Genomic DNA, 21845 nt, shown 5'->3' on the forward strand with positions numbered 1-21845 from the left:
CCGTGCCGGGACCGGGTCAGTGCAATGGCGGCTTGACCAGCGCGGCCAGCCTGGTGAGGCCCTTGGCGGTCACCCGCACCTGCTCGGTGACCTTTTCCGAACCATCGGCGCGCAAGACAGTGGTGATCCTGTGCTCGAGCAGGCTGGTCGCGGTCTTGCTGTGGTAGCCGAGAAAGCTCGCGCCGCCGGGGCGTTTGTAGATCCAGCCATTTTCCTGCAGCCAGAGAAACAGGTCTTTCGGGCGCATTTGCAAAAGCTTGGCGGCGTTGGTGATGCAGAATGACCCATCCGCCTGCGCGATCCGGTCCAGCTTATCCTGTGCGGGTAGCAGCGCCTGCACTTTCTCTTGCAGGGCCACATGCTGTTCGCTGTAGCTGAGTAGCAGCGCCCGCAGCTGCGCCGGGTCGTTGAGGTCGGTGGCCGGGGCGCGGGCCACTTGCTCTTCCAGTTCCTGCCAGCGGTCGACCAGCCTTGCGGTGAACTCGGGCGAGAGCTGCGCCACGACAATGATGCTGTCGCGTTTCTCGAGCCGGTAGACGGAAGTCGTTCGCAGACGGCCCAATGCATCCATATCCTGTTCATCCCCCATTGGGGGTTGGACGATGACACCGCGCGCGGCCAGCCGCTCGATGGATTGCTTTACCTTGTCATGGCGGCTTTCGAGAAGCTCGGCGATTTCGCGCGAAGACATGGTGAGCGGGCTGGCTTCCTCCGGGCCGGCTGGCAGATGCGAGATCATGGTGCTCATTTCTTTCTCCTGATATTCGATGCGGACCGGGGATTCGGGCCTGAATCAGACAGGCACATCCGCCCGACCGGCGGCGCGGCGCAGACCGGCGCGGCAAGGCCGGATTCCGCGCCGGTCCGGCCTTGTTCGCATCTCAACCCAGCGGATCGTTGCTGGTGTAATGCAGGGTCAGGATCAGCACCGCCGCCCTGATGGACGGGGCGCCCTCGACCGCCAGATCGGCAGGCTCGGGCGCGTCGGTCTCGATCCAGTCGCAAAGCCCGCCCAGCGTCCGGTCGGCGGCGATCACGTGCCCGACCCGTTCAGCCAGCGCGTCAAACGCCAGCTCCAGACCGGAGGATCCGCGAATGAAGACCTCGACCTCGGCCCGGTGCTGCCAGTGATAGCGCAACGGCGACAGCGTCACCTCCGCCTCGCCCGGCGTGCCGTCGCGCAGGATCAGCAGCCCGGCGGCGGGGATGCGCTCGGGCAGGACCTCATTGCGCTGGACGATGGTGCCGCCGCCGATGCCCTGCAGGAGGGTGAACAGGGACGACAGAACCTCTTCGCGCCTGGTGGTCATGTGCGTTCCCAGCGAGAGACGATTGCGCCGGGCAGGGATACCAGAGCGGCATTGGCCGGCTTCTCAAGATCCAGCCGCTTCTTCAGCCTGACCTGCGGCACCAGCAGGAAGATCGGCACCGAGGCGAGGCCGCGTCCCGTCTTTGACCGGGACACGGCCGCCCGACCGTGCTTCGTCAGCCGCGCCTCGGCGATCAGCAGGCTGGGGCCGCTGCGTCGATAGACGAAGATCAGCCGCAGCCCGGTGCGTGCCTCCCATTCGCCCGGCGTCGGGCGCTTGCCGCTGCGGCTTTTTCCGGCCGCCTCAAGCGGGATGGCCAGCCAGAACCCGTCCTTTGAGCGGATCAGCGGCCCGGTATCATGGGCATTCACGATCACCGGGGCGCGGGTCCAGACCATCGACGCGGCATTCATGCTGTGCCGCCCCTTTGGCCAGGTCTCCGAGCGGATGGTCCGGGCCAGTCGCTGGCCGAGGCCCGCGCCGGTGATCTGCCCCCGCCATGCGTCCTTGAGCGCGATCCCGGCATCGCGGATCCCGAAATGCACCGCCTTTTCGCCGGCCTTGACCTCATCGGCCATCAGCCTGGCGATATTGGTGATGTCCGCGCGCAGCTTCACATGGGCCTCAGATCGAGGGTCACGACCAGCCGCTCGCGGTCGCGGATCGGCTCGCCCTGAACCTCGAAGACCTCGCCGCCGATCACGATGCGGTCGCCGGGCTGGATTGACGCGGTTTCGGCCGCCATCACGTCGATGCGGAGGGTTTCCGACCAGATGCGCGCGCCGCCATAGCTGGTCAGTTCGTCCGGGGATTTGCGGATGGCGCGAATGGTGCTGCCGGGCGGAACCCCGCCCGGCAACCATGTCGCGTCAACCGCCATGTTCGGGTCCGCGAAGATCCGGGTCGCAGCGGTGGCAAAGGCGCTCATCAGACGGCCGCCCCGTTCAGACGGACGCGGCCGGTAGTTTCCCCCGCGCCGCCTCCGACCGCGAGCACCGCAATGCCGATCAGCGTGTTGGAGCCGACCGTGGTCGTGCAGGCCTTGGCGGTGTTGTCCCAATAGACCTTCGCGCCGACCGTCCAGGCCTGGGACGCGGTCTTCGGCAGATCATAGACGCCAGTGAGGTTGATGACGCCTTCCGCGCCATTGGCGATGGGGCCGGTGGCAACGCCGAAGATCGAGCCGATCAGAACGCCTGCGCCCGAGGCGATATCCGCCTCGGCGGTGATGGTGAGCGTGTTACCCGTTGCGATGAAGTTTTTCATGGGCTTTCTCCTGATGAGGGAAAGAAGGGAATGCGGGCCGATCACCGGTCCGCGCCGGTCAGGATCAGACCGGGGCCGGCAGCATCACGCGATGCCGGGGTTTTTATAGAGTCCGCGCCAGTCGATGGCCTTGGCGCCGAAATCGTGGCGGGCCTTGAACTCGATGCCATCGACCTCGAAGCCGACGCGATGCTCGGTATAGAGACCCTCCTGACCCGCCAGATAGGCGTATTCCACCGCGCCGAAGGCGGGATCGGTGGCGGCGAACCACGGATCGGGACCGGCGGTATTCACCAGCCGGATTTCCTCGACCACCGAGAAGCGGTTCGAATAGGGGTTCACCTCGGCCGTGCTGCCGGGCGTGGTCGCGGCCAGTTGCTTGTGGATTTCCACCATGCGCTTTCCGGGCGGAACGATGATGTTGCGCGGCAGAACCGTGATCGCCCGACCGTCTAGGTCCTTTTGCACCGCGAAGGCGCGCAGCATCGCGGTCAGGGACTCCTCGGTGATCGCCGCCGCCGTGCCGAGGTTGCCGTGATTGGCATGAAACAGCGCCGTGCCGTCGCCCATGGCGGGGTTCGAGAGCAGAATCGAATAGAGGATATCCGATTCGAGGTTCGCGGCTGATGCGCCGAAGGACTGGACGACCCGGTCGAAGGCGCGCAGGTCATCGTTGATCAGCATCTGCCGGCTGAAGCCGATAATGCGGCCATAGGTGGCGATCGCATAGCTTTCCTTGCCCTCGGTCGCGGTGCCATAGGTGAATTCGCCGCCTTCCGGCACCTTGACCAGATCGGGGGCGTTGCCGATTTGAAGGCGGTCAACGGGCCGGAAATCCCGAACCGTGACCCGCGTGGACCATGCCCCGAAGGTGCGCGGGGTGGCGTCATAGGCGGCGCGCAGCGTCCGGTTGACCACGCTGCCGAGGATCGCCGGGAAGTCTCCGGTGCTGTGGTAGCCCGCCGAACGCATGCCCATGGCGAAACCCGCGATCTCCATATCGGGCATGGCGGAGGTGTTGACGCCGGCGCGCTCGACGGCATGGCGGGCCAGGTCCATCAGGCTGCGGAACGCGAACTCCCGCGATTGCGGCGATACCGCATGCAGCGAAGGTGCCGCCCGGTGCATGATCGCATCGGCAACGGCATCGCGATAGGCGGCATCGCCGGTGCCGCGGGCCTGCGCCGGGGCCAGCTCAATCGTGCGGCCCAGAGGGTTTGCATCGCCCAGGGCGTCGAGGACCGCCTCGCGGGCGGCATCGATCGAGACGCCGCGCGCGATCAGGTCGTTGGCAAGGTCAGAGCCCAGATCATGCCGTGCGCAGAGCGTCATGATGGTGCTGACCCGGCTGCGTTCTTCCGCGCGGATGCTTTCCGCGTCGGGCGCGGGCACGGCCGGGGCCGCTTGCGGGATGGCAGGGGTTTGCGCGGGGGCAGGGGCGTTGCGGGTTTCATCAGCACCCGCCGCAATGGTGTCTTCAGGCATGTTTCGTCCTTTCGTGGTGATCGCGCAGGGGAATTGCCGGGCGTCAGACTGCCTGGCTTCCGACCGCATGCCGGCGCCGGGATCGGCACCGATGGCGACGGCAGAGATTTCAAGCGGCTCCCAATCGACCGCGCGATAGAGGGCGCGCGGACCGCCATCGGTGCGGTCGGCCTTCGCCACCCGCTCAAAGCGATGGACCCGGTATCCGACCGAGACATTGCGGATGATCCCGGCCTTGATGTCGCGCCAGATCGGCTCGACCTCATCGCGCTCTGACAGCCGGATGCGGGCGAACCCCTGGCCGTTCTCGATGCGGATCGAGCCATTCTCGACCACGCCGAGAATGTCGGTCAGGCGGTGGGACGCATGCGAGTTCAGGAACGGTGCGCCCGCGTTCAGACGGTCGAGCCGCATCGCGTTGGGCGACACCACCAGTTCCTCGTCGAACTCCTCATCCCGCGCCCAGGAATAGCGGCGCACCTGCGCGCCGGTGGTCCAGAGAACCTCGAATGTGCGCGAGGCGTCATCGACAGATTGCATTGTGCCGGCCCGCCCGATCACGGGCAGGTCGAGAATTTCCTCATTCTCCATGGTAGTCTCCGTTAGTTATCGCCGCTCGGCGGCGCGGTCGGATCTGTGGTCTGGACAAGGCCAGCCTTGCTGACCTTGCGCGGGTCGCTGTCGAAGACGAGGCCAGCGGCATCGGCCTTCCTGGCGAAATCGGCCCATTCGCTGAGGATTTCCTCAGGGTCATATCCCCGCCGCGCGATCTGCTGCGGCAGGGTCGAGAAGCCGGCGCGCACCTCCAGCAGATCGGCCTGCACGTCCTGCAGCGGATTGACACTCTCGAACTTCGGCGGCCCCCATTCCGCAAGAATCTCGACGCCATCCGGCAGCAGGCCCTGCGACTGTGCCTCCTTGATGAACCAGCGCCAGATCGGCTCGCAGAACATCGGGATCACGGTCTGCCACTGGATCTGCTCGACCATGCGGCGGAATTCGTTCAGGCCCGCACGGGTGGACGAGAAGTTGGCCTGCGACAGATCACCGGTCATCATCGCATAGGGTACCCGGAAGCCGGCGGCGATGATGTGAAGCTGGGTCCGGTGCCATTCATAGACGCCAGCCGTCGAGGCCGGTTGGTTGAACTTGATGTCCTTGCCGCCGCGGGCATAGGCGATCAGGCCCGGCTCGAACTGCTCGACCCGGTTGCCCATCCCGTCCTCGATCACCGGGGCGATGGATTGCTGATCCTCATCGGCACCGAAGACGATGCCGACCAGACAGGCTTCGGTTTTCTTGCGCACCAGTTCCGCGGTCTGCCAGTCATCCACGTCGCGGATCGCCCGCATGGCCGGGGTGCCCCATGGCACGCCCCGGCTTTGGACCCGCTGGCGTTCGAACAGATGCGCCACGTCCTGCGCCCTGAGGCGCACCGATTCCAGGCGGTGGTTGACAATGGGGTCGTTGTGGCCGGGATGGTCCGGAAACATCCAGTAGGCGATGCGCCGGCCATCCCGGTCGGTCTCGATCCCCTGGCTGATCCGGGTTCCATCGGCGCGGTTGTCGAAGCGCGCGCCGTCGAGGTGATCGGCCTCGCGCAGCTCGATGCGCAGACGCAGATCGCGCGCGTGCGCGCCACGACGATAGCGGGCCACCGCGAAGACCTCGCCGCCCTCGATCATCTCGCGCACGGCGAGGCAAAGAACCCCATGAAAATCCGTATGTCCATGATCGTCGCAACGGGAGGCCCAGCGCCGCCACAGATCGTCGACCTGCCTGTTCAGGGCCGGATCGGCGGTCGCGGCGCGGGGGCGGATGCCGGTGCCGACGATATTGTTGACCAGCACCTGCACCGCCTGCGCGGCGATGGGGTTGTTGCGCACCAGATCGCGCATGCGGTCGCGCAGCGTGGCCCCGGCCGCGGCGATTTCCGCATCCGCCGCCGTGCCACCGGCTTTCCAGCCCGCCGTTCCGCGCCCCCTTGAGGCGGCCTCATATCCGCGGCGCAGGTTTGAAATCGCCACCCGCGCGGCATAGCGCCGGGCGGCCGAGCGTGGCGAAACCACCGACAAGGCGGCATCCATCAACCCCCAGCGCACGTCCGGGGTGATCTCCTTCGGTCCTGCCATGGTCAGCCCCTACAGAAGCCGGCAAAGCCCGCCACCGGCAGCGGTCGCCCAGCGCCGGCCGACATCTCGCCCTCGATGGTGCGGATGCGGCTCAGCAGATCGGCGGCCGAGCCGTATTCAAGGGTCTTTCCGTCATAGCTGACGCGCAGGGTGCCCGAGGCATAGGCCCGGCGCAGCGCGTCAAGTTCACTCTCGGTCCAGGCCATCAGAACCAGCTTCCTCTTTGTCTCTTGCCCAGCCAGCCCGACGGGCGGGGCGGCGGCGGTTTCAACGGTTGACGATGCGGTTGCCCGGCCGGGCGCGCATCACTCGTGCCGGGCATGAGCTGCGCGCGCAGATCGTCCCATTTGGCGCCGTCCCAGCGGTCCATGCCCATCAGCCAGGCGCAGGCGCGGGCATAGACCCGGCAGTCCAGCGCCTCGTTGCGGTCGCGGGTCTGCTGCCATTCCAGCTTCTGGAAGCCCTGGCGGGTCTTGATGGTCATCAACTGCTCGGCGGTCAGCTGCTTGGTCCATTCCGCCGTGGTCCCTTTCGGGATGTGGACAAAGCCGGCTGGCCAGCCGGCTTTGTCCGTAATGTCCTCGTCGGTCGGAGCCGCGAGGCGCAGGAAGCGATAGGTCTCGGTCTTGAACACCGCGCCGGCGACCTTCCAGAGCCGCACCCCGCGCCGGAACTTGCGCCCGCCCTCGGTCACATCGACATAGCTCGGGCCGTCCACCGGGGTGGAGCGGTCAAACCCGCCGACGCCCTTGATCGCGATTACCTGGCCGTGGCCCATCTTCCGGCACCAGCCATAGACCGCATCGGTGGTCGCGCCGTCGCCGGTGTCGATCGCCAGCCGCGCCAACGCCATGCGCGCGCCGCCGGCATGGGGCCAGGTCTCGGCCAGAAACCCGGTCAGATCGTCCCAGACCTCTTCTCGCGCCGTGTCGCCTTCCAGAACGATGTGATCGACCAGCCAGGACTCGAGGTTCTCGCCCCAGCCCCAGACGTCGATCTCGATGCGGTCGCGCTGCACGTCCGCGCCGGCGGTCAGGATCAGCGCGCCTTCCGGCACCTCGCCCAGATGCCAATCCTCGCGCCGCTCGTAGAGGCGCTGCCAGTCCGGGGCCTCGCCGCGTTCCTGCCAGGTCTCGCCCAGCACGGTGTTCTTCAGGGTCTTCAGCGCGGCCTCGTTGCCAACCGCCTGCTCCCAATCCTGCGCGATCTTGGACCAGCTCAGCCAGCCCAGCGGCGAATAAAGGCCGCTGATATGAAACCCGACGATCCCCGCCGCCCGCGCCCGCTCCAGCATCTCCGGCTCGGCGGTCGGCAGCCATGTCGCGCCATTCGCCTCGTCCATCATCTCGGTCTTGTGGCGCTCCGAGATCGGTTCCTCGCAATGCTCGCAGACATAACGCGCGGTTTCCGGGCGGCCCGGCTGCCAGCGCAGGCGTTCGAACTTCAGCCATTGCAGGGCGCCGCAATGCGGACAGGGAACATGGTATCGCTGCTGATCCGACAGCTCGTATTCCCGCTCGATGCGCGAGAGGCCCTTCACGGTCGGGGTCGAGGCCAGAAACAGCTTGCTTCGATGCCCGAAGCTGATCGTGCGCGCCTCGGCCAGCGCGATGGGATCGCCCTCGCCATCGAGATCGCCCGGATAGGCATCCACCTCATCGAGAAACACCCAGCGCGCCGGCATCGAGCGCAGGCCGACGGCGCTGTTCGCGCCGGTCAGGATCAACTGCCCACCCGGAAACCGCTTGCCGAGAATGGTATTGCCGCTGTCCTTGGACCGCGACGGCATCACCAGCGCCCGCAGTTCCGGGCTTTCCTCGATCAGCGGGTCGATGCGCTGCTGCGACAGGCGCTTGGCCAGATCGACGGTCGGCTGGACCGCCAGAAACGGCCCCGGCGCCCGGTGGATGCAGAAGCCGACCCAGTTGTTGCCGCCTTCGGTCGCGCCCACCTGCGCGGCCTTCTGGAACACCACCCGTCGCGCCGGACTGGCCGGCGACAGCGCATCCATGATCCCGCGCATGAAGGGCGTGCGCGCGGTGCGATAGGGACCGGCCTCGCTTGCCGCGCGCGAGGACAGGATCCGGTGCCGATCCGCCCATTGGCTGACCGTCAGCGCCGGGTCCGGCGCCAGACCGGCCAGCCAGGCATTGCGGATATCCTCGGCGCCCCCGAAATCAGCCAGCGCCACGGATCGTCTCCCCTCGCGCCTGCCGGATCGCGCAGAGAACCGCCCCGGCCCCTTCCTCATCCGCATCGCGTTGCTCGCGGGCCTTCCTCGCCCTGAGCCGTATCATTGTCCCGTCGATCAGCAGGCCGAACGCCTGCCGACGCCGCGCCTCGGCGCGCCATTCATCGTAAGTCAATCTTCACCTCCGCAAGATCGGCCAGGTGCTGGCGCAGGTAATTGTCCAGAACCTGCTCCATCCGATGGGCATCGACGCCCAGATCGGCGGCCATGTTGGCGGCCACACGGGCCGGCCAGTTCTGCCAGGCGTCGCGTTCGCGCCGGGCCAGATCGAAGACCATGGTGGTGGTGCGCGCCCGGTCGACCAACTCGCCCTTCATCCTGGCGAGCTTGACCTTGGCGGTCTGCGCCTTCAGCACCTCATTGGCCATCCGCGCACGCAGGAACGACACCTCGCCGCCCGCGCCGGGATCGGGATCGGCGCCGGCCTCGCGCAGGGTCTCGCCGACCGACTCGATGGCGGCCCGCGGCACCGGCCTGGTCGCGGCGCTGGCGCGGGCGGTGCCGGCCGCCGTGGCGGTCCCCAGCGCCCGCGCATGCGCGCCGCGCTGCTTGGCCGGGTCGGTCTGCGCGTCCCATTGCCGGTCGGCCGTCACCGGATCGATGCTGCCATCGGCCTCAAGACTGATGCGCCCCGAAGAGATTGCCTTGCCCACCGCCGTGTGGCTGACGCCGCGATGCGCCGCATATTGACGGCGCGACATGCCCATTCCGCGTGACCCTTCGTGCTCGTGCCCGAGCAGCCGGGACGATTATATAAAGCAATGATATTGCTGCGATTATGCTACACTTCCGGCCTGTGGTGAGCGATTCTGATGGCACGAAAACGATGCAATTCAGACGCCGGAGAGCCCCCATGACCATGGCCATCACCACCATCAGGATCGACTATGCCAGCCTGCCCGCCGGCTTCGACCACAGCCGCAAGGATGCGGTTGCCGAAGTGATCGAGGCCCGGCTGCGCGACAGCGGCATCAACGCCGATGCCTCGGATGTCATCTCGCATCTGAAGATCGAACTCCCGACCCGCGGACTCGCCGCAGCCGCCACCGTGCTGGCCGATCTCGGCCTGATCTGAGCGAGATAAGGAGGCCCGCGCCATGACCATCACCCCCCGCAGCAACCGTGATGCCGCGCTCACCGCCTTTCTCGGCAAGAAAGCCGAGATCGACACCATGCTCGCCCGCCTCGCCGCGCTGAGCGACGATCATTTCAACGCCAGCCCCGACGCGGTGAACTGGGGCCATGTCGGCACGCTGGAGCATTATGCCAGCCTGCTGCGCCAGATCACCGACAGCGCTTTTGGCGAAGGGGAGCATGCAGAGTGACCATCCTCACCGAAACCCAGAGCCTAATCCTCAGCCGCGCGGCCGCGCGCCCCGGCAATCTGGCGCTTCCCTTGCCTGACGGCCTGCGCGGCGGTGCCGCCGCCAAGGTGGTGGAGGCGCTGCTCGCCAAGGGCCTCGTCGAGGAGGTCGAGGCCAATATTCGCCGCAGCGAGCCGCTCTGGCGCGAGACCGGCGATGGTCATGGCACCACGCTGCTTGCCACCGAGGCCGGGCTTGCCGCCGTCGGCATCGAGCCGCTGGTGGCAGGCGCCATCGCCGGGGCAAGGCGCGGGCGGATGGAGCGGGAAGCGGCCGCTGCGGCTGCGCCCGAGGCCCAAATGCCCGCGACCACCCGCGCCGGCACCAAACAGGCGGCGTTGATCGCGCTGCTGCAGCGACCCGAGGGCGCGAGTGTTGCAGAGGCGGCGGCCGCCCTTTCGTGGCAACCCCACACTGTGCGCGGCGCCATTTCCGGGGCCCTGAAAAAGCGGCTCGGGCTGACCATTGCCGCAGAGAGAATCGACGGACGCGGGACCGTTTACCGCATCGCCACGGAGGGCTGAGCCATGATTTCCTTCAATTGCCTGCCGGAGCACGAGACCTTGGGCGAATTCGCCCGGCGCGAATGCGTTGAGAGCATCGACATCCGGTTCTGCCGCAACGATGCGGAAGCGGGCGCCGATGAGGCATTCATCGCCACCTGCGCACCGGCGGAGGCCGAGTTCGCCACCATTTATGGCATCACCGATCTGGGCGAGGCCCGCGCCATCCATGATGTCGATCTCGACGCAGCAGGGGCCGATGAACTGGCAGCCGCCTGCCGGGCGCTGTTCGTGGCGATTCTTGCCGCGCGGCGCGATCCGCCTGACGCCGCCCAGCGCCATCAGGCGGAACAGGACGCCATCAGTGCCCTGAGCTCGCCCATGGACTGACACAGGCCATCGTCTGTCATATGGTCGCAAACCGGATGCGGGTCGGGGGAATGCGCCGATCCTCATCGCACTGCCTGTTGGCGGATCGCCTCGAACAGCCGCCGCAGGGCGAAGGAGCGGATCAGCGATACGCCGGTGAAGATGGCGCCGATGGCGAGATGCTGTGCCGGTGCGGCGTGAAACCCGAACAGCGGAAACACCAGCGCCTGCACTGTGACCGCGACCCAGAAGCCGACGGCAACGTTGGCGATAGCCTCGACCATCGACATCGCGCGCGACTGTTTCATGCCGCCAGCGCCTTGCGCGTCGCAGTCTCTGCCTCGAAGCTCGCGCCGGTCTCTGCATGGGTGGCGGTCTCGCCCGTCATCAGCTGCCAGCGCCGCACCGCGACGTCGCAATAGGCCGGGTCCAGTTCCATCCCGAAACAGATGCGCCCGAGGTTCGTCGCCGCGATCAGTTGCGACCCGGAGCCGGTGAACGGCTCATAGAGCAGATCGCCCGGATCGCTCCAGGCGGCGATCATCTCCTCGGCAAGCCTGACCGGGAACACCGCCGGATGCGCGCCGCCGGCAATAGCGCCCTTGTGGCGCATCACCCGGATCACGCTGTCGGGGATGCGGTGGCTTTGGATCGCGTTGCCGGCGCCGTGCTTGGCGCTCACCGTGCCATCGGCCGCGCGCAACCCGCCGCCGCCCAGCACCTCGCCGGCATGCTTGCTCTCCACCGTCTTGTTCGGCCGCCGTGGCACCCGATTGAAATGGAAGACGAACTCATGCGCCGGGGCATAGCGCCCGTTCCAGTCGCCGGGCAGGCCGGGCCCCTGATCCCAGACATACCAGCCGAAGCGGCGCCAGCCCTGCGTCCGCATCCACTGGATCCATGCGTCCCAATAGGGCATCCATTCGCTGTCGCGATGCACCAGCCCGAGATTGACCAGCAGCTGCGCATCCTCGCTCACCGGCGCCGCCGCGAACACGCCCTGCATCAGCCGGTCCCAATCGCTGACCTTCTCCTTCGCCGCGCCGTAATCGCGCTGCTGGCCATAAGGCGGCGAGGTGAAGAGGAGCGTGGCGCGCTGCCCGTCCATCAGCCGCGCGACCGCCGCCGCATCCGTGCTGTCGCCGCACAACAGCCGGTGATCGCCAAGGATCCAGATATCGCCGGGGCGAGTGACAGGATCCTCTGGCAGGTCAGGGATGCCGTCCTCTTCTTCTTCCGGAACGGCGCCGAAACCCGATGCCTCGGCGTCTCCGAGCAGATCGGCCAGCTCGTCATCCGAGAATCCGACCAGATCGAGGTCGAAATCCAGCCCCTGCAGCTCTGTCAGCTCGGATCGCAACAGTTCCTCATCCCAACCCGCGTTCTCGGCGATGCGGTTGTCGGCAATGACCAGTGCCCGCCGCTGAATCGCGCTCAGATGCGCCAGCCGGATCACCGGCACCTCGGCCAGCCCGAGGCGCTGCGCGGCCATCAGCCGCCCGTGACCGGCGATGATCACGCTGTCCTCACCGATCAGGATCGGGTTGGTGAAGCCGAACTCTGCAATCGAGGCGGCGATCTGGGCGATCTGATCCGGCGAATGGGTGCGGGCATTGCGGGCGTAGGGGGTCAGGTTGTCGACCGCGATCAGCTCAACCTGCATCACAGTTCGAAATCCGGCTCGAGGGCGCCCATCGCCTTCAAACGGTCGATGATCGGCTTCATGTCCGCGGTAACCTTCTTCCAGTCCGTCGCAGCGAACTCTTGCGCCCATTGTGACGCATCCCATTCGGGAAACGTCACCCCGCCGATCTGCTCTGCCGGCATCATCATCCTGGTTTGCATCACGCGGCCTCACCCATCGGCCAGCAGCTGAGCTGCGAGAGTTCTGAGCGCATACGCTGCAGCCAGGGGCACCACGCCGTTGCCACAGAGGCGAAGCCGGTCCACCCGGTGGGCCAGCCCATCAGCGCCTCGACGAATAGCGGGTTCAATGTCCGGGGCGTGTCGCAGAAAGTCTCGCCAGCCATCGGTGTCACAAGGACCTGGCGGCCAAGCAGGCCATTGACCGGCGTGTTCGCCAGGCTCGTCGCCCCGTCCTTGTGGTCGCGTGCCGTCGGCGTCATCCACAGGGCGCCCGCGTGGGTCAGATCGGCCGCCCGGCGGTTGCCGGCGCTCGGTTTGCATCCATCCGTCGCCATCGGCGTGGGCCAGAGGCGCAGCATTTCCGTCCGGTTGCCGCCGCTCGAGCGGATCCCGGAGCAGGCGCGCGGGGTCGGCCAGCTCGTCCCCTTCGCGGATGGCGAGGATGAACAGCCGCTCGCGCCGATGGGGCGCACCGACTTCCGCCGCCGTGAAGAGGCCTGCCGCAAGCCTGTAGCCCAAGCCGACCAGTCCTGCGGCGACTTCGGGGAAGCCGAGGCGGAGATGATGGGCGACATTTTCGAGGAAGACGAAGGGCGGCTCAACCTCGTCGATGATTCGGGCGACATGGGGCCAGAGGTGGCGGGGATCGTCGGCGCCCCGGCGCTTGCCCGCCACGCTGAACGGCTGGCACGGATATCCGGCAGTGACGATATCCACCGCGCCGCGCCATGGGCGGCCGTCGAAGCTGGCAATGTCGTCCCAGAGAGGCGCGTGATCCAGGGCCGCGTCTTCCATCCGCGCCACGATAACGGACGCGGCGAAGGCCTCCCGCTCGACGTAACCCACAGTTCGATATCGGGGGCAGGCGATGGCAAGCCCGAGGTCGAGACCGCCTGCGCCGGAACACAGCGACAGGCCGAAGAGGCATGCGTCTGCGGTTCCGGCAGGCAGGCCGGAGGAAGATACAACCAGGTCATGCATGGCCTCACGCGGCGGTCTTGCGCTTGCGCGCGGGTTTCGGCTGGGAAACGGGGTCGCTGGCCTGCACGGCGGGGGCGGCGGGATTGGTGCCCGACCGTTCACCGGCAATCTCGGTGAAGGATCGGCCGTCGCCCTCCAGCATGGCCACACCGCCGGTCAGGTTTTGCCAGCGCTCGACCGCGACATCGACATAAACCGGGTTCAGCTCGATGCCGAGGCAGGTGCGGCCGGTGGTCTCGGCGGCGATCAGCGTGGTGCCGGATCCCATGAACGGCTCATAGATGGCCTGGCCGGGGCTGGAATTGTTCAGGATCGGGCGGCGCATGCATTCGACCGGCTTTTGCGTGCCATGGACGGTCTCGGCGTCCTGATCGCGGTGGCTGATATGCCAGAGCGTCGTTTGCTTGCGGTCGCCGGCCCAGTGGCCCTTGCCCTTGGCGCGAACGGCATACCAACAGGGCTCGTGCTGCCAGTGGTAATCGCCGCGGCTGAGGATCAGCCGGTCCTTGGCCCAGATGATCTGCGAGCGGATGTTGAAGCCGCTGGCGATCAGGCTGTCGGCGACCGTGGTCGCATGCAGGGCGCCATGCCAGACATAGGCGACGTCACCCGGAAACAGCGCCCATGCCTCGCGCCAGTCCGCGCGGTCGTCGTTGAGCACCTTGCCGGTGCGCTTCGTGGCGGATGCGCCGGTTTGGTTGCGCCAGGAGGGATCATATTCGACCCCATAGGGCGGATCGGTGACCATCAGAAGCGGCGTCACCCCGGCCAGCACCCGCTCGACATCCGTCGCCACGGTGCTGTCGCCGCAAAGCAGGCGATGGTTGCCGAGGATCCACAGATCGCCGGGGAGCGTGACCGGCTCGGCCGGTGGCTCGGGGATGTCATCCTCGCCCTCGAGAGCGCCGGCCGTCTCCGGTGCCTCGATTTCGGCGAGCAATTCGCCGAGTTCGTCATCCGAGAAGCCGACCAGATCGATGTCGAACCCGTCCGCGCGGATCAGTTCGATCTGTTCGAGCAGGATCTCGGTGTCCCAGCCAGCGTTCAACGCGATCTTGTTGTCCGCGACAACCAGCGCCCGGCGCTGCGCTGCGTTCAGGTGCGCCAGCACGATCACCGGCACCTCGGAAAGCCCCAGCCGCTGTGCCGCCATCAGCCGCCCGTGGCCGGCGATGATCACGCCGTCCTCGCCGATCAGGATCGGGTTGGTGAAGCCGAACTCGGCCATCGAGGCGGCGATCTGGGCGACCTGGTCGTCCGAATGCGTGCGGGCATTGCGCGCATAGGGCACCAACTGCCCGACCGGCATCATCTCGATCTGCAAGGGGCGAACTCCAAAAGAAAAGACCCGCTGCGACAGGGCAGGCGGGTCCAAAGTGACGGACAGGCGAATGTCCGAGGGACGGCGGAGGGGGCGGCAACCGTGGCAACCCAAAGTGGCAACCGACGGGTGGAAACCCAGAAAAATCCTTTGACGCTAGAGGACTAGCGCGCTCATGCCCCCCGCATAGCGTTACCGCTGCGGAGGAACCAAGGCCGGGGGGAGGCGGCCGCAGGGCGGCTTTCGCCCCGATCATGGGATGAATATGGCCCGTATCGCCTGCTTTTGTCGCGCCCTAAGTTCAACCCTTTCGCGCCCTCACGGCGGCCCCTTCGCGGCCTCGCCGTCCCGCTTCGCGCCCCGCGCGTCCCCGCTGGTTTTGGCGCTGTGCGGGCGGCGGCTGGTTTTTCGCTGTTTGTTCAGGCGGTTGGCGATGGTGACCAGCGCAGCCGTCCAGCGTCGCCAGGCGGTGGAGCGCACGCAGCCCACGGCGCGGCAAATCTGCTTCCAGCGGTGGCCCTCGGCCCGCATCCAGACGATGCGGCGATTGTCGATGATCGCCTGCTCAGTCTCACCGCCGATCAGCGCCAGCCATTCCAGCGCCTCCTCCATGCGCTGGATCTCGCGGGGGTTGGGGATCACCCGCATCCGCGCCTCCTCATAGCCATAGGCATGCCTGGCCTCATGGACATAATCCGGCCAGGAGCGGCCATAGCCGCGCGCGCCGGAGCCAGGCGGGTTCGGCAGACGCTGCAGGGTCAGCGCCGCTTCCTCGAAGCGGTCCTCGATCTCGCGCGGGGTGATCATCGTTGCTCCTTTCGGGCCGGGACGGGGACAGGGACGGGGACACCTCGCAGGGCCAGCCGCTCGGCGCTGGCCAGCCCGGCCTCCAGCAGGGCCAGCGCGACGCTGTTGCTGATGGCGTTGGGCGGCAGGTAGCGATCCGCGTTCACCCAGTCGGCGTAAAAGCACAGCTGCGGGTTGGCGCTGGCTTTCTCTGCGCCCTGCGGCCTTGCCGGCTGGCGCAGGCGCTGCCGATGGGCCGCCCGCACCGCGTCGGTGAAATAGGCCCAGGTCCGGATCGGGCTGATGCGGATGGTGGGCGTGCGCGCCCTGATCACCGGCAGGATATCGGCCTCGAGGTCGATGCCCTCCTGCAGCCAGCCCTCGATCACCTCGGCGGTCCCGGTGATCGCGGCGCGTGATGCCGGGCAGAGACCGGGACCGGCGATGGCAAGACAGCGCGCCTGCGGACCCAAGTTATCCACAGCCGCATCTTCGGCTGAGGGCGTAGTAGTATCTTTATAAGGATGGTTCGGGTGAATCTGGTTCACGGGGTCATGTGAACCTGGTTCACGGGTTACCCGTGCATCAGATTCACGGGGTGAACGTGGTTCACGGGTCGAGGGCAGGTTATCCACAGCCTCGATCACGATGGAATATTCCACCGTGAAGCCGTGCTTACAGTCGCGCTGGCCGGTCTCGGTGACCAGCCCGTCGCGGATCAGCTCCTGGATCGCCAGCTGCACGGCGCGTCGCGACAGTTCGAGATCGCGGGCGATATTGGCCTTCGAGGTCCAGATGCCACTGCCGTCATCGGCGGCCTTGTCGGCCATGTAGGTGAGCACCGATTTGCGCGTGGCCGAGCCCACGAGGCGGCGCTGCACCGAGGCCGAGATCAGATTACTCATCGCCTGCCTCCCTCGAGGATTTCCTCGATGGCGCGGGTCTCGAAGGCGGTGGGCGCGATGAAGCGCAGCACCGCCTCCCAGTCCACGGCCGCAACCAGCGCCCAGATCAGCAGCCCGGCGAGAAGCACGAGCATGCCGAGCGCGAACGCGAAGACGATGGCCCATGCGACGGGGCGACGCCGGTCATCACTGCCACCGCTCATCGTGCCGCCCTCCCGCGGCCGGCGGTCTTGCGGCTCTCCTGCTCCAGCAGCCAGTCGCGCACCGCCCCGCGCCGATAGAGCACCTTGCGCCCGATGCGGATGCAGGGCGGGCCGATGCGGCGGGTCTCCCAGCGCTTCAGCGTGTCGGCGCTGATGCCGATGATGCCGGCCAGTTCCTTGCGCGGCATCCAGTCATCCAGCAGCCCTTCATGGGCGATTGCGCCGGTCTCGGCGGTGATCATGGTCTGATCGGTCATCATCCGGTCCTTTCCCCGTGGTTGTGGGGCAAGCGAGAGCACAGGCGGGGGACCGGCGGCGCGGCGCGGACCGGCGCCGGTAGCGCCGGAGTTGCGCCGGTCCCATGTTTCATGGGGTTTGCGGGCATTCCGTGGGGCAGGGGGGAACGTTGTCAGCACCGGCATGTCGGCCTGCAGGAGACGGGTCGGCGGTGGTGCGCGGAAGCGCCTAATCAACCCATGCGTGCGGAGCTGTCAGAGGCATCGGCCTGAAAGGCACGCCTTTCATAAAAGCCAACAATTCAGGAAATACACGATGGCTCTGCCAAACCGCGTGATCTACACGCTGCCCGAAGCCGCTGCCCGCTGGAACTGCCATATCGCCGATATCGCCGAATGGGCCATGTCCGGTCGGCTGGAGATCACCGTCGCGATCCCGCCCACGCGTTTTGGGGCCGAGATCCTCTCGGACCTGGTGGTGATTGCGCCGGGCGATATTCTGGCGATGTTTCGCCGCTGCGGGACCGGCCCGCGCGAAGGGGTGATCCGCCGCGCCCGCATGCCGGGCGGCAGCGAATGGAAACACATCCCGCTGCCCGATGCCGGGCTGCGGGTCACCCGCGATGATCTGTTGATTCAGGCCGGCACGCTGGCGCGTTTCGAGGAGGAGCACGGGGTGTTTCGCCGGGTCAACTCCAACCCGACCAAGAGCTATGATTGGGAAGGCTTTTATGGCGCCCTGATCCTGCGCCTCTTCCAGCGCGGCCTGCCCGAGAAACAGGGCGATCTCGTGGGCGAGATGCTGGACTGGTTCATTGCCAACAGCACGGATGGCGATGCACCCGACGAAAGCACAGTCCGCAAGCGGGTCAGCCCGATCCTGCGGATGCTGCACGCGGAGGCGTGACCTCCTCGGCCGAGGGTGCGGAATGCACGAGCCTCGGCCGTATCCGCATCATGTCGGCCACCGCATCGACCCCGGCGCGCAAGGGCGAATCCATCAGATGCGCATAACGCATGGTGGTGCTGGATTGCGAATGGCCCAAGAGCTTGCCGATCATCTCCAGCGAGGCCCCGCCGCTGACCAGCAGCGAGGCGAAGGTGTGGCGCAGATCGTGAACCCGCACCCCGGGCAACCCGGCCTGATCCTGAATGCCTTTCCAGAAGCGGCGAATCTCCTGCACCGACTGGTCCTTGCCCTCGACATCGCCCGGAAACAGCCAGTTGCAGCCGACCGGCACGGCGGAAAGCCGCGTGCGCACCAAGGCCGCTGTCTCGGCCGAGATCGGCACGCGGTGAATGCGGCGCTGCTTGGTATTGGCGGCGGGCTTCACCCATGTGTTGCGCTCCAGATCGAAATGCTCGAAGCGCGCGGTTCGGACCTCGCCCAGCCGCGCCCCGGTCAACATGCACATGCGGATGATGCTGGCGGCGCGCTGGTCCTCGGCGCTGCCCAGCGCCTCGCTCAGCCGCGCGATCTCCTCCATGTCGAGAAAACGCTCGCGCTCGGTCTCGACGCGGCGGCGAAAGCCCATGGCCGGATTGTCGGGGCGCATCTTCCACTGGACGGCGAGGTTGAAGACCTTGCGCAGCATCTCACCGGCGCGATTGGCGCGCACCGGCGTCGGTTTTGGCGGCTTCAGCGGAGTGCGCCGCTTGCCCTTCGGTTTCTTCTTGGCCGGGCGGGAGCGTCCCGCGGCGATCAGGTTCAGCACCTTCTCGACATCCGCCGGCTCGATCTCGGCCACCAGCCGGTGCTTCCAATGCGGCATGATCAGCTTGTGCAGCATGGATGCCTGATCGGCGGCATTGCGCGGCGCCAGATGCGCGGCATGTTCGCGCAGGTAGCGCGCCACCAGGTCGGGAAAGCGCGGCGCCTCGCGGATTTCTTCGCGCTCCGAGAGGGGATCCAGCCCGCCATCGACATCGCGGCGCAGCGCCTTGGCGCGCTCGCGCGCGGCGGTGACGTTCCATTCCGGCCAGCGCCCGATTGTCAGCCGCCGCTGCCGCCCCGCAGCGCGATAATCGAACATGAAGCTGCGCCCGCCCGATGGGTAGATGCAGATCGACAGCCCCAGCACGTCCGTGTCGAAAATCTGCCATGCCTTCGGGCGCGGCTCACCCGCCCGGACCAGTTTTTCCGTCAGTCTTTCTCGGTTTCGCAATGCCCTGCACTCCGTTTTCCGCTCCGACACAGGCGTAGAAGCGCCGGCTTATCAACGACATGATTCGCAGACCGGAAGACAGGCGCAGACCGGCGCCGGAAGGGCACAATCCGCGCCGGTCGGGCGGAAGGGGGGCGTTTTCGGGGGCGGCAGGTGTTGATTGCACTGCAATCGCCGCCTATTCTCTCTCAGATGGAAACCGGGGCAGGCGCATGGCGAGCATTACGATCCGAAATCTCGATGACGACATCAAGCGCCGCCTGCGGGTGCGTGCGGCCGAGCATGGCCGATCGATGGAGGAAGAGGCCCGTGAAATCCTGCGCGATGTGGTCGGCGACACCCGCCCGCCGCTGAACCTGGCCCATAGCCTGCGCGCCCGAGTCGCCAAAACCGGCGGCGTCGATCTGGATATCCCCGCCCGCGATGCGATGCGCGCCCCGCCCAGCTTCGATCAATGATCATCCTGGATACCAATGTCCTGTCCGAAATCCTGCGCCCGGCCCCGGAGCCGCGCGTCGTGGACTGGCTTGCGGCGCAGGACGGCGCCACCGTCTGCCTGACGGCCATCACCGAGGCCGAGCTGCGCCACGGCGTTGCGATCCTGCCCGCGGGCAAGCGCCGCGACGGCTTGGCCGAGATGATCGACCAGATCATCCGCGAGGACTTCGCCGGCCGCATCCTGCCCTTCGACAGCCCGGCGGCCGAGGCCTTCGCCGTCATCGCCGTCGCCCGCCGCGCCATGGGCCGCCCGATCGCCCATGCCGACTGCCAGATCGCTGCCATCGCGCAGGCGGTGGGCGCGACGGTCGCCACCCGCAACACGCCGGATTTCACCGATTGCGGCGTCAGATTGATCAACCCGTGGACCGCCTGAATGAACGCCGTCGAGATTGAAGAAGCCATTTCCAACCTTGCCGAACAGCCTTTTGAGGCGGCCGAATTTCCCTATGCCTTCCTGCTGGCCTTCGGAAACAAGGAAACCACGATCAAGCGCCTGCGGGCGGGCAGTTCCAACAAATCCGACATCGGCGGCGTGCTGCAAACCAGCAATATCCACATCAAGACCTGCGCCGAGGGTCAGGCCACCGCCACCCTCCGCGACTTGCGCGAAAGCCCCGCCACCACGCGCGCCAAGGCCAGGTTCATCCTTGCCACCGATGGGGTCGAGTTTCAGGCCGAAGACCTGACCTCGGGCGAGGCCATCATCTGCCCCTATGCCGATTTCGCCAACCATTTCGGTTTCTTCCTGCCGCTGGCGGGCATTACTACCGTCCGCGCCATCTGTGAAAACGCCTTTGACATCAAGGCGACCGGCCGTCTGAACCGGCTTTATATCGAACTGCTGCGGGACAACCCCGACTGGGGCACCGCCGCGCGCCGCCATCAGATGAACCAGTTCATGGCCCGGCTGATCTTCTGCTTCTTTGCCGAGGATACCGGCATCTTCGCGCAGGAAACCATCTTCACCCGCACCATCGAGACGATGAGCGCGCGCGACAGTTCCAATACCCATGAGGTGATCGGCACCCTGTTCCGGGCGATGAACACCAGGCCCGAGGATCGCGCGGCCGAGGGCATTCCCCGCTGGGCCGAGCCATTCCCCTATGTGAATGGCGAACTGTTTTCCGGGACCACCGAGGCGCCGCGTTTCAGCAAGATTGCCCGGTCCTACCTGCTGACCATCGGCGGGCTGGATTGGACGCAGGTGAACCCGGACATTTTCGGGTCGATGATCCAGGCTGTCGCGGATGAGGGTGAACGCGGCGCGCTTGGCATGCACTACACCTCGGTGCCGAACATCCTGAAGGTGCTGAACCCGCTGTTTCTGGATGACCTGCGCACGGCGCTGGAGGAGGCGGGCGACAACAGCCGCAAGCTGCTGAACCTGCGCAACCGCATGGCGCGGATCAGGGTGTTCGATCCGGCCTGTGGGTCGGGCAACTTCCTTGTCATTGCCTATAAGGAGTTGCGGGCGATCGAGGCAGAGATCAACCGCCGGCGGGGCGAGGCCGACCGGCGGTCCGAGATCACCCTGACCAATTTCCGTGGCATCGAGTTGAAGGATTTCCCCGCCACCATCGCTAGGCTGGCGCTGATCATCGCGGAATATCAATGCGATGTGCTGCACCGGGGCCAGCGAGAGGCGACGCGGGATTTCCTTCCGCTGGACAGCAAGAACTGGATCACCTGCGGCAATGCGCTGCGGCTGGACTGGCTGTCGATCTGCCCGCCGACCGGAACGGGTGTGAAGCTGCGCGGGGATGATCTGTTCGGCACCCCACTGGATCAGGCCGAGATTGATTTCGAGAATGAAGGTGGAGAGACGTATATCTGCGGGAACCCGCCCTATCTGGGCTTTACTTGGCAATCTGCCGAACAAAAGTCAGATTTAGCGGCAATTTTTGATGGTCGGACGAAGGGCTGGAAATCGCTGGATTATGTGGCAGGCTGGTTCCTCAAGGCCGCTGATTACGGACAGCATACACCATCCGCCGCCGCCTTCGTGTCCACCAACTCCATTTGTCAGGGGGAGCAGGTTCCAATACTATGGCCCCTGATATTCGGGCTTGGGCAGGAGATCGCTTTTGCTCATACCAGCTTCAAAGTAAGCGTTCTCTGCCCCCCACCTTCCGCGCGGCATTCTGATCGGTTCATTGGACCGCGATGATTGTTGGGACGGAGTTTCTCCATGGAGTCTGCAT

The 21845-nt window shown here is 66.6% G+C and carries 27 protein-coding genes and 1 pseudogene; 8 read left to right on the top strand and 20 right to left on the bottom strand.

The window, feature by feature from the left end:
* Positions 1 to 16: 16 nt before the first annotated feature.
* From ACFOMH_RS19555 to ACFOMH_RS19600, 10 genes are all read right to left on the bottom strand, one after another.
* Positions 17 to 748 carry a phage antirepressor KilAC domain-containing protein gene (locus ACFOMH_RS19555; protein ID WP_377746568.1) on the bottom strand — a complete coding sequence of 244 codons (732 nt, stop codon included), beginning with the start codon at positions 746 to 748 and terminating at the stop codon, positions 17 to 19.
* 133 nt (positions 749 to 881) lie between these two features.
* Entirely contained in the window at positions 882 to 1310 is a 429-nt protein-coding gene (locus tag ACFOMH_RS19560; RefSeq protein WP_377746570.1) for an acyl-CoA transferase, read from the bottom strand.
* Positions 1307 to 1927 carry a DUF6441 family protein gene (locus tag ACFOMH_RS19565; protein WP_377746572.1) on the bottom strand — a complete coding sequence of 207 codons (621 nt, stop codon included), beginning with the start codon at positions 1925 to 1927 and terminating at the stop codon, positions 1307 to 1309. Before ACFOMH_RS19565 ends, ACFOMH_RS19560 begins: the two co-directional genes overlap by 4 nt.
* Positions 1924 to 2238 (bottom strand): head-tail joining protein, encoded by a 315-nt coding sequence (locus ACFOMH_RS19570; protein ID WP_377746574.1) that lies wholly within the window; start codon positions 2236 to 2238, stop codon positions 1924 to 1926. Before ACFOMH_RS19570 ends, ACFOMH_RS19565 begins: the two co-directional genes overlap by 4 nt.
* Positions 2238 to 2576 (bottom strand): DUF2190 family protein, encoded by a 339-nt coding sequence (locus tag ACFOMH_RS19575; protein ID WP_043132430.1) that lies wholly within the window; start codon positions 2574 to 2576, stop codon positions 2238 to 2240. The genes ACFOMH_RS19570 and ACFOMH_RS19575 overlap by 1 nt, the downstream gene beginning before the upstream one ends.
* An 84-nt stretch (positions 2577 to 2660) precedes the next feature.
* On the bottom strand, positions 2661 to 4652 hold the full coding sequence (locus ACFOMH_RS19580; RefSeq protein ID WP_377746575.1) for a prohead protease/major capsid protein fusion protein: 1992 nt from the start codon (positions 4650 to 4652) through the stop codon (positions 2661 to 2663).
* 11 nt (positions 4653 to 4663) lie between these two features.
* Positions 4664 to 6193 carry a phage portal protein gene (locus ACFOMH_RS19585; RefSeq protein WP_377746576.1) on the bottom strand — a complete coding sequence of 510 codons (1530 nt, stop codon included), beginning with the start codon at positions 6191 to 6193 and terminating at the stop codon, positions 4664 to 4666.
* Between the two features lie 2 nt (positions 6194 to 6195).
* Positions 6196 to 6399, bottom strand: coding sequence for a phage head-tail joining protein (locus tag ACFOMH_RS19590; RefSeq protein WP_377746578.1), 204 nt, complete (start codon positions 6397 to 6399; stop codon positions 6196 to 6198).
* Positions 6399 to 8444, bottom strand: a complete 2046-nt coding sequence (locus ACFOMH_RS19595) for a phage terminase large subunit family protein (protein WP_449301463.1) — start codon at positions 8442 to 8444, stop codon at positions 6399 to 6401. Before ACFOMH_RS19595 ends, ACFOMH_RS19590 begins: the two co-directional genes overlap by 1 nt.
* Positions 8445 to 8545: 101 nt before the next feature.
* The gene (locus ACFOMH_RS19600) at positions 8546 to 9145 is read right to left on the bottom strand and encodes an elements of external origin (protein WP_331716674.1); all 600 of its coding nucleotides are present in this window, start codon (positions 9143 to 9145) and stop codon (positions 8546 to 8548) included.
* Positions 9146 to 9297: 152 nt separating this feature from the next.
* On the opposite strand from ACFOMH_RS19600, the gene ACFOMH_RS19605 reads away from it, so the two are divergent.
* The 4 genes from ACFOMH_RS19605 to ACFOMH_RS19620 are packed head-to-tail and all read left to right on the top strand — an operon-like array spanning position 9298 to position 10701.
* Positions 9298 to 9519: a hypothetical protein gene (locus tag ACFOMH_RS19605; RefSeq protein WP_374635337.1), complete on the top strand. Its 222-nt coding sequence runs from the start codon at positions 9298 to 9300 to the stop codon at positions 9517 to 9519.
* Between the two features lie 22 nt (positions 9520 to 9541).
* Positions 9542 to 9769 carry a hypothetical protein gene (locus ACFOMH_RS19610; protein ID WP_374635336.1) on the top strand — a complete coding sequence of 76 codons (228 nt, stop codon included), beginning with the start codon at positions 9542 to 9544 and terminating at the stop codon, positions 9767 to 9769.
* Positions 9766 to 10332: a DUF3489 domain-containing protein gene (locus ACFOMH_RS19615; protein ID WP_377746581.1), complete on the top strand. Its 567-nt coding sequence runs from the start codon at positions 9766 to 9768 to the stop codon at positions 10330 to 10332. The genes ACFOMH_RS19610 and ACFOMH_RS19615 overlap by 4 nt, the downstream gene beginning before the upstream one ends.
* Positions 10333 to 10371: 39 nt before the next feature.
* Complete coding sequence (locus ACFOMH_RS19620; protein ID WP_377746583.1) at positions 10372 to 10701, top strand: hypothetical protein; 330 nt, start codon at positions 10372 to 10374, stop codon at positions 10699 to 10701.
* Positions 10702 to 10763: 62 nt separating this feature from the next.
* Here ACFOMH_RS19620 and ACFOMH_RS19625 read toward each other — a convergent pair whose 3' ends face one another.
* The 9 genes from ACFOMH_RS19625 to ACFOMH_RS19665 all read right to left on the bottom strand — a co-directional run bounded on the left by ACFOMH_RS19625 (position 10764) and on the right by ACFOMH_RS19665 (position 17002).
* Positions 10764 to 10988, bottom strand: a complete 225-nt coding sequence (locus ACFOMH_RS19625; protein WP_205296515.1) for a DUF7220 family protein — start codon at positions 10986 to 10988, stop codon at positions 10764 to 10766.
* Positions 10985 to 12343 carry a site-specific DNA-methyltransferase gene (locus tag ACFOMH_RS19630; RefSeq protein WP_377746584.1) on the bottom strand — a complete coding sequence of 453 codons (1359 nt, stop codon included), beginning with the start codon at positions 12341 to 12343 and terminating at the stop codon, positions 10985 to 10987. The genes ACFOMH_RS19625 and ACFOMH_RS19630 overlap by 4 nt, the downstream gene beginning before the upstream one ends.
* A complete protein-coding gene (locus tag ACFOMH_RS19635; RefSeq protein WP_377746585.1) occupies positions 12343 to 12513 on the bottom strand; it encodes a hypothetical protein in 171 nt (56 codons plus the stop codon). Before ACFOMH_RS19635 ends, ACFOMH_RS19630 begins: the two co-directional genes overlap by 1 nt.
* A 21-nt stretch (positions 12514 to 12534) precedes the next feature.
* Entirely contained in the window at positions 12535 to 13527 is a 993-nt protein-coding gene (locus tag ACFOMH_RS19640) for a DNA cytosine methyltransferase (RefSeq protein WP_377746587.1), read from the bottom strand.
* A 4-nt stretch (positions 13528 to 13531) separates the two neighbouring features.
* Positions 13532 to 14839: a site-specific DNA-methyltransferase gene (locus tag ACFOMH_RS19645; protein ID WP_377746600.1), complete on the bottom strand. Its 1308-nt coding sequence runs from the start codon at positions 14837 to 14839 to the stop codon at positions 13532 to 13534.
* A 327-nt stretch (positions 14840 to 15166) separates the two neighbouring features.
* Positions 15167 to 15655 carry a DUF6362 family protein gene (locus ACFOMH_RS19650; protein ID WP_377746588.1) on the bottom strand — a complete coding sequence of 163 codons (489 nt, stop codon included), beginning with the start codon at positions 15653 to 15655 and terminating at the stop codon, positions 15167 to 15169.
* The gene (locus ACFOMH_RS19655; protein ID WP_377746590.1) at positions 15652 to 16539 is read right to left on the bottom strand and encodes a helix-turn-helix domain-containing protein; all 888 of its coding nucleotides are present in this window, start codon (positions 16537 to 16539) and stop codon (positions 15652 to 15654) included. The genes ACFOMH_RS19650 and ACFOMH_RS19655 overlap by 4 nt, the downstream gene beginning before the upstream one ends.
* Positions 16536 to 16742, bottom strand: coding sequence for a hypothetical protein (locus tag ACFOMH_RS19660; protein ID WP_074969934.1), 207 nt, complete (start codon positions 16740 to 16742; stop codon positions 16536 to 16538). Before ACFOMH_RS19660 ends, ACFOMH_RS19655 begins: the two co-directional genes overlap by 4 nt.
* Positions 16739 to 17002, bottom strand: a complete 264-nt coding sequence (locus ACFOMH_RS19665; protein ID WP_377746591.1) for a helix-turn-helix transcriptional regulator — start codon at positions 17000 to 17002, stop codon at positions 16739 to 16741. Before ACFOMH_RS19665 ends, ACFOMH_RS19660 begins: the two co-directional genes overlap by 4 nt.
* Positions 17003 to 17294: 292 nt before the next feature.
* Here ACFOMH_RS19665 and ACFOMH_RS19670 point away from each other — a divergent pair, with 292 nt between their 5' ends.
* Positions 17295 to 17885 (top strand): hypothetical protein, encoded by a 591-nt coding sequence (locus ACFOMH_RS19670; RefSeq protein WP_377746592.1) that lies wholly within the window; start codon positions 17295 to 17297, stop codon positions 17883 to 17885.
* On the opposite strand, the gene ACFOMH_RS19675 is transcribed toward ACFOMH_RS19670, so the two are convergent.
* Positions 17848 to 19143 (bottom strand): tyrosine-type recombinase/integrase, encoded by a 1296-nt coding sequence (locus tag ACFOMH_RS19675; RefSeq protein WP_377746593.1) that lies wholly within the window; start codon positions 19141 to 19143, stop codon positions 17848 to 17850. The two genes, ACFOMH_RS19670 and ACFOMH_RS19675, sit on opposite strands and share 38 nt — an antisense overlap.
* 212 nt (positions 19144 to 19355) lie before the next feature.
* On the opposite strand from ACFOMH_RS19675, the gene ACFOMH_RS19680 reads away from it, so the two are divergent.
* The 3 genes and pseudogenes from ACFOMH_RS19680 to ACFOMH_RS19690 all read left to right on the top strand — a co-directional run.
* Complete coding sequence (locus ACFOMH_RS19680) at positions 19356 to 19601, top strand: FitA-like ribbon-helix-helix domain-containing protein (protein WP_377746594.1); 246 nt, start codon at positions 19356 to 19358, stop codon at positions 19599 to 19601.
* Positions 19598 to 20017 carry a type II toxin-antitoxin system VapC family toxin gene (locus tag ACFOMH_RS19685; RefSeq protein ID WP_377746596.1) on the top strand — a complete coding sequence of 140 codons (420 nt, stop codon included), beginning with the start codon at positions 19598 to 19600 and terminating at the stop codon, positions 20015 to 20017. Before ACFOMH_RS19680 ends, ACFOMH_RS19685 begins: the two co-directional genes overlap by 4 nt.
* Positions 20018 to 21748: pseudogene (locus tag ACFOMH_RS19690) on the top strand (DNA methyltransferase); the annotation flags it as partial. It lies immediately after the preceding gene.
* Positions 21749 to 21845: the final 97 nt, after the last annotated feature.

Source organism: Paracoccus mangrovi, assembly GCF_042648425.1.
GTDB lineage: Bacteria > Pseudomonadota > Alphaproteobacteria > Rhodobacterales > Rhodobacteraceae > Paracoccus > Paracoccus mangrovi.

Excerpts from the sequence above, each read along its gene's own strand:
- ACFOMH_RS19555 (WP_377746568.1), bottom strand. The coding sequence starts at position 748 with ATGAGCACCATGATCTCGCATCTGCCAGCCGGCCCGGAGGAAGCCAGC.
- ACFOMH_RS19560 (WP_377746570.1), bottom strand. The coding sequence starts at position 1,310 with ATGACCACCAGGCGCGAAGAGGTTCTGTCGTCCCTGTTCACCCTCCTG.
- ACFOMH_RS19570 (WP_377746574.1), bottom strand. The coding sequence starts at position 2,238 with ATGAGCGCCTTTGCCACCGCTGCGACCCGGATCTTCGCGGACCCGAAC.
- ACFOMH_RS19575 (WP_043132430.1), bottom strand. The coding sequence starts at position 2,576 with ATGAAAAACTTCATCGCAACGGGTAACACGCTCACCATCACCGCCGAG.
- ACFOMH_RS19580 (WP_377746575.1), bottom strand. The coding sequence starts at position 4,652 with ATGGAGAATGAGGAAATTCTCGACCTGCCCGTGATCGGGCGGGCCGGC.
- ACFOMH_RS19585 (WP_377746576.1), bottom strand. The coding sequence starts at position 6,193 with ATGGCAGGACCGAAGGAGATCACCCCGGACGTGCGCTGGGGGTTGATG.
- ACFOMH_RS19590 (WP_377746578.1), bottom strand. The coding sequence starts at position 6,399 with ATGGCCTGGACCGAGAGTGAACTTGACGCGCTGCGCCGGGCCTATGCC.
- ACFOMH_RS19595 (WP_449301463.1), bottom strand. The coding sequence starts at position 8,444 with ATGAGGAAGGGGCCGGGGCGGTTCTCTGCGCGATCCGGCAGGCGCGAG.
- ACFOMH_RS19600 (WP_331716674.1), bottom strand. The coding sequence starts at position 9,145 with ATGTCGCGCCGTCAATATGCGGCGCATCGCGGCGTCAGCCACACGGCG.
- ACFOMH_RS19605 (WP_374635337.1), top strand. The coding sequence starts at position 9,298 with ATGACCATGGCCATCACCACCATCAGGATCGACTATGCCAGCCTGCCC.
- ACFOMH_RS19610 (WP_374635336.1), top strand. The coding sequence starts at position 9,542 with ATGACCATCACCCCCCGCAGCAACCGTGATGCCGCGCTCACCGCCTTT.
- ACFOMH_RS19625 (WP_205296515.1), bottom strand. The coding sequence starts at position 10,988 with ATGAAACAGTCGCGCGCGATGTCGATGGTCGAGGCTATCGCCAACGTT.
- ACFOMH_RS19630 (WP_377746584.1), bottom strand. The coding sequence starts at position 12,343 with ATGCAGGTTGAGCTGATCGCGGTCGACAACCTGACCCCCTACGCCCGC.
- ACFOMH_RS19635 (WP_377746585.1), bottom strand. The coding sequence starts at position 12,513 with ATGATGATGCCGGCAGAGCAGATCGGCGGGGTGACGTTTCCCGAATGG.
- ACFOMH_RS19640 (WP_377746587.1), bottom strand. The coding sequence starts at position 13,527 with ATGCATGACCTGGTTGTATCTTCCTCCGGCCTGCCTGCCGGAACCGCA.
- ACFOMH_RS19645 (WP_377746600.1), bottom strand. The coding sequence starts at position 14,839 with ATGATGCCGGTCGGGCAGTTGGTGCCCTATGCGCGCAATGCCCGCACG.
- ACFOMH_RS19650 (WP_377746588.1), bottom strand. The coding sequence starts at position 15,655 with ATGATCACCCCGCGCGAGATCGAGGACCGCTTCGAGGAAGCGGCGCTG.
- ACFOMH_RS19655 (WP_377746590.1), bottom strand. The coding sequence starts at position 16,539 with ATGAGTAATCTGATCTCGGCCTCGGTGCAGCGCCGCCTCGTGGGCTCG.
- ACFOMH_RS19660 (WP_074969934.1), bottom strand. The coding sequence starts at position 16,742 with ATGAGCGGTGGCAGTGATGACCGGCGTCGCCCCGTCGCATGGGCCATC.
- ACFOMH_RS19665 (WP_377746591.1), bottom strand. The coding sequence starts at position 17,002 with ATGATGACCGATCAGACCATGATCACCGCCGAGACCGGCGCAATCGCC.
- ACFOMH_RS19670 (WP_377746592.1), top strand. The coding sequence starts at position 17,295 with ATGGCTCTGCCAAACCGCGTGATCTACACGCTGCCCGAAGCCGCTGCC.
- ACFOMH_RS19680 (WP_377746594.1), top strand. The coding sequence starts at position 19,356 with ATGGCGAGCATTACGATCCGAAATCTCGATGACGACATCAAGCGCCGC.
- ACFOMH_RS19685 (WP_377746596.1), top strand. The coding sequence starts at position 19,598 with ATGATCATCCTGGATACCAATGTCCTGTCCGAAATCCTGCGCCCGGCC.